The organism is Leifsonia sp. NCR5, from assembly GCF_002105485.1.
Lineage (GTDB): Bacteria > Actinomycetota > Actinomycetes > Actinomycetales > Microbacteriaceae > Leifsonia.
Genome location: NZ_NCSR01000024.1, coordinates 1 through 13,158, shown reverse-complemented (window position 1 = coordinate 13,158; position 13,158 = coordinate 1). Strand labels below are relative to the sequence as shown.

The following is a 13,158-nucleotide window of genomic DNA, read 5'->3' as shown; positions in this document are numbered from 1 at the left end:
TTCTGTACATCCTCGTATAGTTCGGAGCGCGTGACGAAGCGAATGGGGATTCGGTGTCATGATGCGCTCGGCGAGACGATCAGGGGCAGGTCGGCTGGCTGGAGGTGCGCTTGCTACGCTCCTCGTTCTCGCGATGATCCCCGTCGCCGCGGCCCCCGCCGCCGCGGAAGGGCCGAGTGAGGTCACGCTCACCAAGACGGCGTCGGCGACGACCGTCGCGCCGGGGGAGACGTTCACCTACACCCTCGAAGTCGGCTGCTCGGCCGTGGACATCGGCACCGGATGCACGAACGCGACCCTCACGGATTCGGTCCCCGGCGCGTTCGAGGTCGTCAGCGTGTCCGTCGGCACCGGGCTGTCCGCCGAGACCCCGCAGGTGTCCGGTCAGGACGTCACGGTGGTCTTTAATTCGCCGCTGGACGATCCGCCCGGCGCCATCGGGCTGCCGGCGTCGGCCACCGGCGTCGTGACCATCACCGTCCGGGCGCGGGACGACCTGCCGTTCGAGGCGAGTGGCATCCCGGTCCCGAACTCCGCGGAGCTCACGGCGACCAACCAGCTGGCACCGGCTGATTCGACCGCGAGCGTCACCCCGATCGTGCCCCTCGACCTCGCGACGACGGCGAGTAAATCGTTCGATCCGACCGGCGCTCCCGCCGACCCCGGCACCCCGACGACGCTGACGCTCACCGGCACGAACACCTCCAATGCCGGCGTCGACAGCATCGTGCTGACCGATCCGCCGGACCCGACGGCGACTCCCAATCCGTTCGACCACCTCGCGCTGGACTCGCTCGGCACCGTGACGTTCCCTGCTCCCGCCGATCAGGTGCAGGTCGATGTCTGGGACGGCACGCAGTGGGTGCTCGGCACCCCGGGACCGACCGCCGTGCTTGCGGGCGGCGTCCCGGCCGACGGCGTCTCCGGGGTGAGGATCACGTTCAGCAACTCGGCGGGCGAGCCGATCCCCGCAGATGCCAGCGGGTCCGTGGAGGTGAACCTGGTGCAGCGGCCGGACGTCGCCGACCTCACCGCTGCGTTCGTGGTCGACAACACCGTGCAGAGCGAGGTGACGCACGGCACGGACACCGCGACCGGCACCGCCACCGCCGACTACACGATCCAGTCCAGCGTCGTCACGGTCGCCGCGACGAAGTCGTTCAATCCGAACCCGATCGTCGCCGGAGACCCGACGACGGTCACGATCGGCGGCACCAACCAGAGCGCCGTCCCGCTGACGGAGCTGAGCTTCACCGAGCCGACACTGACCGGCGCCGATCCTTTCGCAGACGGTTTCCCCGCCGGGACGTCGTTCGCCGGGTTCACGAGCGGCGTGGAGTGGCCGGACGGCGCCACCGGTGTGAGCGTCCACTATTACTACGCGGACGGCACGGACGAGGTGCTCACCTCGACGACGCCGGACAGCATCCCGGCCCCGGACCCGGCGAAATCCGTCGCGCGGTTCTCCGTCACGTTCACGGGCACCATCCCTCCCGGCGCGAGTGCGAGCATCCCGTTCACCCTCGACACCGACGCGGGGATCACCACGGATTCGACCACGATCAGCAACAGCCAGACGGTCGACGGCACGTCGGCGTCCGGCACGACCGGGACGGCGACGGCCACCGCCGATCTCACGGTCTACACCTCGCGGCTCGACACGACGATCGGCAAGGTGATCAGCCCGAACGAGATCGCGTCCTCCGCCGGAGAGTTCGTGACGGTGCAGCTGCCCGCCTCCACCAGCCCGTTCCCGCAATCGACCGTGGATGCGACCACCATCGTCGTGCAGGACCCTCCCGGCGACCCGCCGGCGCTCACCGACTGGTGGAACCACTTCGACGCGACGGCGATCACCCAGACGGCCGTTCCGGCCGGCTCGACGCTGACCATCCAGTACTGGGACGGGACACAGTGGGTCGACCTGCCCGGTGCGGTCGGCATCGCGGGGCCGACCGTGTTCTCGATGGACATCCCGGCCGACCTGCAGGACGACATCCAGGGCCTGCGCTTCGTCTACACCGCACCGGATGGATTCCCCCCTGGCACCACGGTTCAGCCCAACGTGACGATGTCGTTGCGCGACCAGCTCCGCGATGGCAGCGGTCCCGCGACCGGCACGGACGAGACGATCGAGAACTGCGCGGCGTCCTCGGCGACAGGGGTCGGCGGCGAATCGGCATCGGCCGTGATCCCGTCGCCGTGCCCCGTGGTCGACCTGATCGCCGGCGGACTTCCTGGAGGCGACGACTTCCTCACCAAGAGCTGGGCGGCCCCGAAGGTGCTCACGGCGAGGAGCGAGGCGCAGACGACGGCCACCCTCGACTGGTCGACCGGCGGCAGGGCGAACCTGGGCACGATGGTGATCTCCGACCCAGCCGACCCGGCGACCACCGCACTGTCCGACTCGGTGTTCAATGCCTTCGACCTCGTCGGGATCCCCGCGATCACCGCAGCGCAGGACCCGCATCTGATCTACGACCAGGTCACCTCCGTTCAGCTCTACAACGGCACGGCCTGGGTCGACGCGGCGAACGACCCCTGCCCCGCCGCCTGCATCGGCACCTTCCCCGGCCTGACCCTCACCGCCGCCGAACAGGCGTCGACGGTCGGGATGCGGATGACGTACGCCGAGAGCCCCGATCGCGCCAGCGCATCGGCCGGCGACCCGACGGCGCCACCGGTCGGCTCCGGCGTCGCCCGCTCCACGGGCAACGACCGCGCCATCGTGCTCACCTTCCAGCTGCGCGACGAGGTCAGGGCGCCCGTCACCACGCCGGACCCCGTCATCGCGACGCGCCTCTACAACACGGGCACAGCGGGGGAGATCGAGAACACCGCCAGGGCCACCGGCACGTCGTCGGTCGACGGCTCGACGGTCACGGACACCGCCGCCGACATCGTGCGGCTCCTGGACGTCCCCCTCAACGTCACCCTGAGCAAGACGTGGGAGGGCGGTCCGCTCGGTGTGCCGCAGGCCGGCGTCGACCCCGCCCTGTACCCGTCCGGCCGGATCACCCTGGTCGCCACCAACACCACGGCGGCCAGCGTCGACAACCTGACCATCAGCGATCCGGCGCCCGGCAGCGCATCCACCCCGTTCGAGGTCTTCGACCTCGTGAAGTTCGAGAGCGTCGGAGTCCCCGCCGGGGCCACCGCCTCGACCGTGGAGCTGACGACGGCCGGGGGAGTGACCACCGGATACTCGATCGCCGACGCGCTCGCGTTGACACCGGCCCAGCTCGCGGACGTGGTGTCGCTGCGGGTCGTCCACACCGGGCGCATCCAAGCCGGCGAGGCGTCGACGGTCGTCTTCGACACGCGGTTGCGCGCGACGGCGCGCACGTCGGGGGATCCGGTGACCGCCGCGGAGTTCTCGCCGGTCGAGAACGTCGCCCAGGCGGGCGTGAGCGACGAGGGCGGCGCCGCCGGCGGCAGCCCGACCACCAACGCCTCCGGGTCGATCGAACTCGCCGACGGCGTCCTGACCGTCGCCACCTCGAAGACCATCGTCCCCGCTCAGCAGACGGAGCCGGACGACTCTCCGGTCACCGTCACGATGTCCGGTCAGCCAGGGGGCACGGTCCGGGCGAGGCGCATCACCCTGTCCGACGCCTCCGGCACGTTCTGGAACGCGTTCGACTTCCTGGGCTTCTCCACCCCGCTCGCTCTCACGGCCCCGATCGACCGGGTCCAGATCGACGTGTGCACCGGCCGCAGCTTCGGCGACCCCACGGCGGACTGCGAGGCGGACGGGGGCACCTGGATCCTCGGTGTGCGCCAGACGGAAGCAGACGCCAACGCGTCACCGCTCCCCGCCGGGGTGACCGCAGACCAGGTGGAGGGCATCCGCTTCGTCTTCACCCAGCTGAACGGCGACCTCCTGCAGCCGTCTCCGCTGCAGACCGTCGCCATCAGCGCGCAACGCCGCGCCGATCTCCGCTCGGGCGGACAGGTGCCGAGCGATCTCTCCACGAACGCCCCGGCGCCCGGGGAGAGCGCGGCGGGCACCTTCACGAACACGGTCGACGCCCTGGCGGAGGGCACCTTCGAAACGGGAGGCCCTCCGTACACCGCCACGGACTCGAGCACCGCGATCGTGCAGTACCTGCACGCCACCAGCGCGGTCCAGGTGTCCAAGTCGCCCGCCGGGGTGCAGCAACCGGGCACGGTCATCCCGTACACCCTCACCGTGACAAACACCGGCGCCATCGCCGTCACCGACCCGGTGATCACCGACCAGCTGCCCACCGACGCCGTTGGACCGCTCCTCGTCTTCGACCCGTTCGCCGACCCGGGGACGAGCCCGTACAGCTACGCCCTGGCCGGGGCGGCACCCGCACCCCCGAGCGGACCTCCGATGCCCACCGATCCCGCCGACGTGGATGCGACCGTCAGCCAGGCCGGGGCGCGCATCCAGTTCACCTTCCCGCCGGGGACGGTGCTCGAAGTCGGTCAGACGTACACGATCACGATCGCGCTGATGTTCCGCACAGGGCTCGCGGCCGGTACGAACGTGACGAACACGCTGAGCGTCACCGGCGACCGTCCGTTCGACAGCTGCGGCGGCACCCTGGACCCCGCCACCGGGGCCTGCTCGACCGACACCACCGTCACCGTCGAGACCGCCGGCGCGCTCCGCGGCATCAAGGGCGTCCGCGCCACGGACACCGAGCTGGGCGTGGAGTCCACCAACCCGGCCGTCACCTGCGTTCCCGACGCCGACGGCTTCTACGCCGGACCGTGCGTCCCGATCACCAAGCCGGGCGGCACCGAGGTGTGGCGGCTCAACCTGATCAACACCGGCACGCTTCCGATGGACAGGATGGTGGCGATCGACAAGCTGCCGACGCCGGGAGACACCGGGGTGCTGACCCCGCTGCCCCGCGGCTCGGAGTTCCGGCCGACATACACCGGCAGTGCGGTGCTCGCCTCTGCACCGCCCGGCGCGACCCTCGCGCAGTACTACACGACGGACGCCGCTCCGTGCACCGACGACCTGTCGACGACGGGCGTCGCGTGCCCGCCCGGAGCGTGGACGCCCTGGGATGCGGCGGTCGACCCGACGACCGTGACCGGGCTGAAGTTCGTCGTCACGTTCGATCCGACCATCGCGCCGGGCGGCGCCATCGCGATCGACGTCACGACCAGGACCCCCGCCGTGCCTCCGACAGGGCTCGACGACCCGATCGCCTGGAACACCGTCGGCGTCGCAGGCCGGGTGCTCGTCGGCGCCACCCCGACCGTGACCGCGCAGACGGAGGGCAACAAGGTGGGCGTCGCCCTCGCGACCGGCCCGGTCTCCGTGATCAAGCAGGTGACCGGCGCCGGCGCAGGCTACGCGCCGGCCACCTTCACCGGCGAGCTCCGCTGCGTGTCGGCGGGCGTCGCTCTCGACCCGATCCCCGTCACCCTCACGCCCGGCACCCCTGTGACCGTCGACGATCTGCCTTGGGGGGCCGAGTGCACCGTCGTCGAGGACGACGCCGGTCAGACCTCCGGCACCGCGACCCAGGTCGTCGTCGGCACAGACACCGACCCCGTCCCGGTGATCTCGGTGACGAACGTGTACGACCTCGCCGGTCTGGTCGTGGTCAAGAGCGTCGATTCGAGCGCGGTCGATCAGGACGGCACCCCCATCGCATACGGCCCGTTCACGGTCACGGTCGACTGCACCTTCCTCGGCGCCGCCGTGTACGCCGACGGCTACGGACCGCTGCGGCCGATGACGGCCGACCTGACCGACGGGGAAGCCCTCACGCTCACCGGGCTCCCGGCAGGCGCCTCCTGCGTGGTGACGGAGACCGACGCCAAGGGCGCTGCCTCGACCACGACGACCACGGTCACCTCCGGAGGAACCACCGGCCCGACCGCTGGCGACAGCACGACGGTCGTGCTGACTCCGGATGCCGGGACGGACCCGACCTCGACGGTGACCGTCACGAACACGTTCGGCGCCGGCGCGATTCGCCTCGTCAAGGTGGTCGACGGCGCGGGAGGAGCGGCGTTCGGCGCCGGCCCCTTCGTGCTGCACGTGTCGTGCACGCTCGACGACGCATCCGGATCGCGGAGCACCTGGGACGGAGACGTCACCCTCGGCGGCACGCAGCCGCTCCAGAAGGTCGTCGCCGGGATCGCGACCGGCTCCGTGTGCGCCGTGACAGAGCCGGGCGCCGGGGGAGCGAACGCGTCCGTCGTCTCACCGGGCGAGGTCACCGTCGGCTCGGGCGACACGGTCACCGTGACCGCCACCAACACGTTCCTCACCGGCGCGATCCACGTCGACAAGGTGCGCACGGGAGACGGGGCCGACCTGTACGGCGCCGGACCGTTCACCGTGGCGCTGGCCTGCGTGCATCCGGTGGACGGGGTGCCGACGCCCGTGGTCGTGCCGGGCGGGGCGACGAGGACGCTCAGCGCGGACACCGCGTACTCCGCGGACTACGAGCTGCTTCCCGCCGACGCCGTCTGTCTACTGCGCGAGACAGGAGCAGCGGGGGCGACGTCCTCCCAGGTGCTCGACGAGAACGGCGAACCCGCCGGCCCGACCCTGGTCGTGGCGGGGGAGACGGTGACGCTGAACGTCGTCAACACGTTCGACGTCGGCTCGCTGACCGTGCACAAGGTCATCGCCGGCGACGGGGCGGGGGAACGCGGCGGTGGCTCCTTCGTCGTCCATCTGAGCTGCACCGCCGCCATCGACGGGATGCCGGCGCCGGTCGCGATCCCCGGCGGCCCCGACCGCACGCTCTCGCGCTCCACATCGCTGACGGCCGAGTACACGGACCTTCCGGCGGGAGCGACCTGCCGGGTCACCGAGAGCTCCGACGGCGGAGCGGACCGCACCACGATCACCCCGAACGACGGTGACGGCTCGGTCGGGGTGGTCACCGTCGGCGACGCCGTGCCCGTGGACATCACTGTCACCAACACGTTCGACCCCGCCGCTCCGGCGCTCTCCGACACCGGTTCCGACACGCTCCCGGTCGCCATCCTGGCGCTCGCGCTGCTCGGTGCCGGGCTACTGATCCGCAGAAGACACGACCGTGACGCTCGGGAGGAACGATGACGGAATACGAGATCCCGCTGGGGAATGCGCCCCGCTGCGGCGAGAACATCCACCTGGTGCGGTGGACCAGGAGCGCCGACGGGTGGGCGGCAGAGACGCTGCTCGCCACCTATGTGTCGAGCACGCACGACGAGTGGGTGGTCGACCAGTCCGGTCAGGAGCGTCGCCTCTGCCGACCGGAGTGGGCGTTGTTCGCCCTGTGAGCCGTTCCCCTCATGCACGCGCGACCTGAACCGCTGTCGCCGGAACTCCCGGCGACGGTGTCGATGACGCTCGCCGACTTCGTCAACGTGGACGACACCGGCAAGGCGAACATGGTCGGGGCCGGGCTGCGCATCCTGACCGTCACGCCGGCCGGAACCGCGTCCGTGCCGTTCGCGGTGTGGGCGACGGTCGCGCTGCCCACCCGCCCCGCGCATCCGGTGATCGTCGAGCTGACACTGGCTGCCGCGAACGGCGACAGCGTCCGGATCGCTGACGGGGACGGCGGCAGCATCGAGGTGCGGATCGCCAGGACGGTGCGGTTCACCGCTGGCGCGTCGCCCGGGATCGACGTGCCGGCCGGTGTGCTGCCCGCCACCCATGTCATCGCCGCCAACTTCAGTTCCGGCCTGCACTTCGCTGCAGGCGCCGGCTATCGCTGGCAGATCGAACTGGACGGCCAGGTGGCCGCCGTCTACCCGTTCTACGTCACAACCGAGTACCCACCCCAGTGAAAGGAACAAACATGAGCGACCAGCACGCCTCTCCGCTCGTCCGGCAGATCAACGACGGCAACTGGCTGCCCCAGGTGGAGGCCGAGGCGTTGCGGGCCGAGTTGTACTACCAGCGCGCGATCCACACGTACTTCACGATGCAGCCGGCGCTGAACGTGATCGGGATGCGCGACGGCTCGGAAGCGCAGTTCGGCAGCGGATACAACGTCCTGCCGATCTGGAAGGACAGGATGGACAGCCGCACCTGGGTGCCCACCCCCAACGCGGACGTGATCTACGCGATGAGCTACCTCGACCTGCGGGAGACCGGGCCGTTGGTGGTGAACGCACCGGCGAACGTGATCGGGATGTTCACCGACTTCTTCCAGCGCACCATCACCGACGTCGGCGCCATCGGTCCCGACCGGGCCCGCGGCGGGCTCTACCTTCTGCTGCCGCCCGGCTACGACGGGCACGTCCCCGGCGGGTACTTCACCTTCCACTCGTCGACGTTCAACGTCTTCCTGTTCTTCCGCACGATCATGGGCCAGGGGGACGGCGAGCCCGATCCCGCGGCCGGCGTGGCCGTCGCCGAGCGCACCAGGATCTTCCCGCTGTGGACGGAGGAGAAGGACGCCCTGCCGATGGAGTTCCCGAACGCCAGCGGCATCCGGCTCGACATGATGTACCCGACCGATGCCACGTACTGGACGAAGCTCAAGGAATTCGTCGACGTCGAGCCCGTCTCGGCGATCGACCCCGAACTGCGGGGCGTCCTCGCCTCGATCGGGATCGTCAAAGGTCAGCCCTTCGAGCCGACCGGCTGGCAGAGCGAGCAGTTGCAGCGCGCGGTCGAGACGGCGCCGAAGATGATCCTCGCCCTCGCCCAGCTCGGCAGGGACGACCAGCGCAATCGCTACTACCACGACCGGCAGTGGGAGCAGGCGTGGGCGGGCGGCACCGCGGAGTGGATGCAGGAGAGCTACCTCGACGTCAACACCCGTGCGCGCTTCTTCCAGTACGCGTACTCGTCTGCGCCGGCCATGAACATCCACTCGACCGGCGCGGGATCCAAGTACCCGTTCACCTACCGGGATGCGGACGGCGACTTCCTCACCGGTTCGTCCACCTACCGGCTGCACCTGCCGGCGAACATCCCGGCCGGGCTGTTCTGGGCGGCGACGGCGTACAACGTCATCGACGGCACGATGCCGGAGACAAAGCAGCTGCTTCCGTCGACGAACGGCTACTACGACATCCCGCAGAACGACGACGGTTCCATCGACCTCTGGTTCGGGCCGGCCAAGCCGCAGGATGTCACGGACGCCGCGTTCGTGCAGACCGTTCCGGGGCGCGACTTCATCGTCGCCTTCCGGCTCTACGGCACGACCACCGAGTTCTACGACCAGATCTGGCGGCCGGACGACCTGGTGAAGGTTCCCGACGGTTCAGACGTGGGCGGATGACGCATCCGGTGCCGGACGCCGCCGACGCCGGTTCAGCGCATCCGACAGCACGACCACGAGCAGCACCAGGTTCACAGCCCAGCTGAGCCCGAGCGGGGTGAGCACCGGGGTGAGGGCGAACAGCGCGAGCACCACCGCCGCGCCGATCAGCTGCGCGACCAGCCACGATCCGCCGACCGCGCGGCGGAAGAGCGCGTTTGCGACGAGGTAGAGCGCCGCAGCGCCGGTGAGCAGCCCGGCCGCCCAGAGCTCGGTGTCCCCGGTGGGGTCGTGCAGCACCAGACCGTCGGCGACCGCCGTCAGCACGATGCCGAACACGAACAGGATCGGGATGTACGTGAACGCCGTCTGCGCGATCATCCCGCGCTCGTCCGCCTGTTCGAGGAACTCGCTGCCGCGACGTTGGTTGTGGGTGAAGTAGAGCAGCCACATCAGCACGGTCCCGGCGAACGCGGCGACGAACGCGCCGAACGTCGCCGCGTCGATCCTGCCGGTGCCGAAGGTGGACCCGGTGACGACGATGGATTCGCCGAGCGCGATGATCACGAACAGGCTGACCCGCTCGGACATGTGCTCGCCGGAGACGTTCCAGGTCTGCAGGTCCGATGTGCCGAGGCCGGGTGTCCAGAACCGGGCTCTCGGCCCGATCAGGTCGATCACGAGGGCCGCGAGCCAGACCCAGAGGCGTGCGTCCTCCGGCACGAAGGCCCCCGCGATCCAGACGGCTCCCGCCGCGGCGTGCCACACGCTGATGCGGACGAAGTTCACGGCGTGGTCGGGCTGGGTGCGCGCGAACGCGAAGATCGTGAACAGGCTGCGGCTCAGCTGCAACGCCACCATGCTCACCGCGAACAGGAGCGCACGGTCGCCGAACGCCTCCGGGATCGCGATCGACACGAGCATCCCGAAGAACATCATCACGATGAACAGCGCCCGCACGGCGCCGGTCTCGGGGTTGAGCCAGCTCGACGCCCAGGTCGTGTACACCCACATCCACCACACCATGCATCCCAGGACCAGGGTGTGCACGAGTTCGAGGCCGCTCTGCTCGTGGATCAGGATGTGCGACACCTGCGTGATGGCGAACACGAACACGAGGTCGAAGAACAGCTCGATGTACGTGACGCGGTGCGAGGCGTCCCCGGTCGCCGGCCGCAGGAGGTCGGCGGAGAATCCGATGCGCGGCATGAGGTCAGAGTAGCCGCGATTGCCCGACGACGTTTCGGCTCATAGTCTGAGATCTCCCGTGCTGTGCCGACCGGAGGAGGCTGCGATGGAACGGCCTGTGAGGGTCACGCCCACCGGCGACGGGCTGTCGCGGCGTGGCTGGCTGATCCTGGTCGCCGTCACGGCCGCGATCGGCGTCGCCGTCCTGGTGGTCGGGATCGCCACCGTCGGGCTTCCCGCCGGAGGGGCGCGGGCCGCTGCCTCATCCTCCTCGCCGGCCGCCGCACCGCATCCACCGTTGCCGCCGCCTGCTCCGACTCCGCTCGGCCTCCCGCCGCGCCCGACCGCGACCCACGTCGCCACCGTGCCGTCGCAGCCGGTCGGCACACTGAAGCCCGGCGATTGCCTGCAGACCTACGACTCGAAGTGGGCGGACGCGTACCCGGTGGTCGACTGTGCCGAGCGGCACATCGCGCAGTTGCTGACCACGGGCTCGCTCCCGCAGCCCGCCGACGCGGCGTTCCCGGGCAAGGATGCCCTGGACACCCAGGTCAGCAGCCTCTGCGAACCGTCCCTGAACTGGGACTGGGTCGCCCGCTGGAACGAGGACGTCCAGCTCGACCTCCGCTACCCGGACACCAGCGAGAAGTGGGCGACCGGCGACCGCACGTATTACTGCATCGTCTACACGTTCTCCCGGCACGAACTCACCGGCAGCGCAGTCGCCGGCCAGTGACGCCGCCGGCGCACTCGGGGGAGCGTCACGCGCGCGCTCTGCGGCGGCGCAGCACCACGAGTCGCCCGACCGCCCCGACGACGAGCACGCCGATCCCCACCCCGATGGACACCAGCGGGAGCGTCGCGACGAGCACGATGCAGCCGAGCGCGCCCAGCACCTGCACCGGCTTCGGATACCGGCGGTGCTGCCTGTCCTGGGTGAACGCGGCGACGTTGGCGACGAAGTAGTAGAGCAGCACGCCGAACGACGAGAACCCGATGGCGGCGCGCAGGTCGACGGTCACCACGAGCACGCTGACAACGAGCGCCAGCGCGATCTCGGCGTGATGCGGCACCTTGTGCACCGGATGCACGGCAGACAGCCAGGCTGGGAGGTCCCGGTTCCTCGCCATCGCGAGGCTGGTGCGCCCGATCCCGGCGATCAGCGCGAGCAGCGCCCCGAGCGCGGCGGCCGCCGCGCCGATCCTGACGACGGGCGCCGCCCAGGTCCAGTCGGTGGCCGCGACGACATCGGCCAGGGGAGCAGAGGATGCGGCGAGCCGCTCCGGCCCGAGGACGAGCAGCAGCGTGACCGCGACCAGGATGTACACGACGAGCGCGAGCGCCAGCGCGCCGAGGATCGCGCGCGGGATGGTGCGTGCAGGATCCTTCACCTCTTCGCCCATCGTGGCGATGCGGGCGTACCCGGCGAACGCGAAGAACAGCAGCCCGGCCGCCTGCAGGATGCCGTACCAGCCGTGGTCGAACATCCCGAGCCCCAGGTCGGTGTGCGGTGTGCCGGTGGCGGTGAGCCCCGCGATGACGACCAGCGCGAGGACGGCGAGCACGAACACCACGATGATCCTGGTGAGCCCGGCGGTGCGGGAGACGCCGAAATAGTTCACGGCCGCCAGGGCGAGGATCGCGGCGACCGCAACGGGTTTCTCCCATCCGGCAGGGGCCGCATATGCGGCGAACGTCAGGGCCATCGCCGCGCAGCTGGCCGTCTTGCCGATCACGAACGCCCACCCGGCGAGGAACCCGGCCCACTCGCCGAGCCGTTCCCTCCCGTAGACGTACGTGCCGCCCGAGGTCGGGTACTGCGCGGCCAGCTGCGCCGACGACGACGCGTTGCAGTATGCGACCACCGCAGCGATCGCCAGACCGATCAGCAAACCGGCCCCCGCTGCGGCGGCCGCGGGAGCGAACGCGGCGAAGATCCCGGCCCCGATCATCGACCCGAACCCGATGACGACCGCGTCGCCGAGGCCGAGCCGCCGCGCCAACGGACCGCTCCGGATGGTCATCGAGCGTCTCCGTTTCGCAAGGGGGTTCTCGCATCCACGGGCCGGACGGCCTGCCGCTGAATGCGCAGCACCAGAGTATCGGGCGCGTCGGACGGCAGGCTAGGCTCGACCACATCCGGATGCTGCACGGGGCTCCGGACGCTGCACCGGGGAGGGGAGCGCATGTCCGTCATCGAATGGGCGCTGCTCGAACTGCTCGTCTCGACCGACCCCGCCGCCCGGCTGTCCGCCCTGGTGATGGTGGCGACGGTGCTGGTGGCCTTCGCTCTTGCCGCGGTCGTGATCGCGAGTGCGGCGCGGGCAGTGGTGCGCACGGCCTCGGCGGGCACGGCCGTTCCGGGCGAGCGTCGCCGCGTCTCACCCCTCGGCGCAGCACCGCCACCCGCCGTCCGACGCGCTCCGCTCATCGGCCTCCCGGCGCCCCGCGCGCCCGGTCGCGCCATCGGCCGACCGCTGCGCGCGCTCTGACATCCCCGTCCGCGCGGTGCGATCGGCACGACGACCGATCACCCACCGACGACGGACGGACCCATGAACGACGACTCCCTCTGGCGACGCCTCCACACGCGCGCCACCCTCTTCAGCGGCTGGACCTGGGTGGCCGCCGCATCCCTCATCGGCTTCGAGACGCTCGACATCGTCTTCGGAGCCTTCATCCTCGCGCCCGAGCTGCTCCCGCTCGTGCTCGTGGGGCTGGCGCTGGTGTGGGTGTTCCGGGAGCGGCTGCGCTCCGGGCG

9 protein-coding genes are annotated in these 13,158 nt (G+C 70.6%); 7 read left to right on the top strand and 2 right to left on the bottom strand.

Features of this window, described 5'->3' with window-relative positions; translation table 11 throughout:
- Positions 1-133 precede the first annotated feature (133 nt).
- Genes B7438_RS16660 through B7438_RS16645 form a run of 4 tightly spaced genes read left to right on the top strand, consistent with a single transcriptional unit; the run spans position 134 to position 9,230 of the window.
- Positions 134-7,069, top strand: coding sequence for a DUF5979 domain-containing protein (locus B7438_RS16660; protein ID WP_085370810.1), 6,936 nt, complete (start codon positions 134-136; stop codon positions 7,067-7,069).
- Positions 7,066-7,272, top strand: coding sequence for a hypothetical protein (locus B7438_RS16655; protein WP_085370809.1), 207 nt, complete (start codon positions 7,066-7,068; stop codon positions 7,270-7,272). The genes B7438_RS16660 and B7438_RS16655 overlap by 4 nt, the downstream gene beginning before the upstream one ends.
- Positions 7,273-7,284: 12 nt before the next feature.
- Positions 7,285-7,785, top strand: coding sequence for a hypothetical protein (locus B7438_RS16650; protein ID WP_085370808.1), 501 nt, complete (start codon positions 7,285-7,287; stop codon positions 7,783-7,785).
- 11 nt (positions 7,786-7,796) lie between these two features.
- Positions 7,797-9,230, top strand: a complete 1,434-nt coding sequence (locus B7438_RS16645; protein ID WP_085370807.1) for a DUF1254 domain-containing protein — start codon at positions 7,797-7,799, stop codon at positions 9,228-9,230.
- On the opposite strand, the gene B7438_RS16640 is transcribed toward B7438_RS16645, so the two are convergent.
- A complete protein-coding gene (locus tag B7438_RS16640; protein WP_085370806.1) occupies positions 9,213-10,418 on the bottom strand; it encodes a low temperature requirement protein A in 1,206 nt (401 codons plus the stop codon). The two genes, B7438_RS16645 and B7438_RS16640, sit on opposite strands and share 18 nt — an antisense overlap.
- Before the next feature lie 85 nt (positions 10,419-10,503).
- On the opposite strand from B7438_RS16640, the gene B7438_RS16635 reads away from it, so the two are divergent.
- On the top strand, positions 10,504-11,133 hold the full coding sequence (locus tag B7438_RS16635; protein ID WP_085370805.1) for a septum formation family protein: 630 nt from the start codon (positions 10,504-10,506) through the stop codon (positions 11,131-11,133).
- 25 nt (positions 11,134-11,158) lie between these two features.
- Here B7438_RS16635 and B7438_RS16630 read toward each other — a convergent pair whose 3' ends face one another.
- Positions 11,159-12,421: an APC family permease gene (locus B7438_RS16630; RefSeq protein WP_085370804.1), complete on the bottom strand. Its 1,263-nt coding sequence runs from the start codon at positions 12,419-12,421 to the stop codon at positions 11,159-11,161.
- 162 nt (positions 12,422-12,583) lie between these two features.
- Here B7438_RS16630 and B7438_RS16625 point away from each other — a divergent pair, with 162 nt between their 5' ends.
- Together B7438_RS16625 and B7438_RS16620 are read left to right on the top strand one after the other, a co-directional pair.
- Positions 12,584-12,889, top strand: a complete 306-nt coding sequence (locus B7438_RS16625; RefSeq protein ID WP_085370803.1) for a hypothetical protein — start codon at positions 12,584-12,586, stop codon at positions 12,887-12,889.
- 63 nt (positions 12,890-12,952) lie between these two features.
- On the top strand, positions 12,953-13,158 hold a 206-nt coding region (locus tag B7438_RS16620), incomplete at its 3' end, for a hypothetical protein (RefSeq protein WP_218775182.1).

Bases quoted from the DNA above. Each gene is read 5' to 3' on its own strand.
- B7438_RS16660 (WP_085370810.1), top strand. From the start codon at position 134: ATGATCCCCGTCGCCGCGGCCCCCGCCGCCGCGGAAGGGCCGAGTGAG.
- B7438_RS16655 (WP_085370809.1), top strand. From the start codon at position 7,066: ATGACGGAATACGAGATCCCGCTGGGGAATGCGCCCCGCTGCGGCGAG.
- B7438_RS16650 (WP_085370808.1), top strand. From the start codon at position 7,285: ATGCACGCGCGACCTGAACCGCTGTCGCCGGAACTCCCGGCGACGGTG.
- B7438_RS16645 (WP_085370807.1), top strand. From the start codon at position 7,797: ATGAGCGACCAGCACGCCTCTCCGCTCGTCCGGCAGATCAACGACGGC.
- B7438_RS16640 (WP_085370806.1), bottom strand. From the start codon at position 10,418: ATGCCGCGCATCGGATTCTCCGCCGACCTCCTGCGGCCGGCGACCGGG.
- B7438_RS16635 (WP_085370805.1), top strand. From the start codon at position 10,504: ATGGAACGGCCTGTGAGGGTCACGCCCACCGGCGACGGGCTGTCGCGG.
- B7438_RS16630 (WP_085370804.1), bottom strand. From the start codon at position 12,421: ATGACCATCCGGAGCGGTCCGTTGGCGCGGCGGCTCGGCCTCGGCGAC.
- B7438_RS16625 (WP_085370803.1), top strand. From the start codon at position 12,584: ATGTCCGTCATCGAATGGGCGCTGCTCGAACTGCTCGTCTCGACCGAC.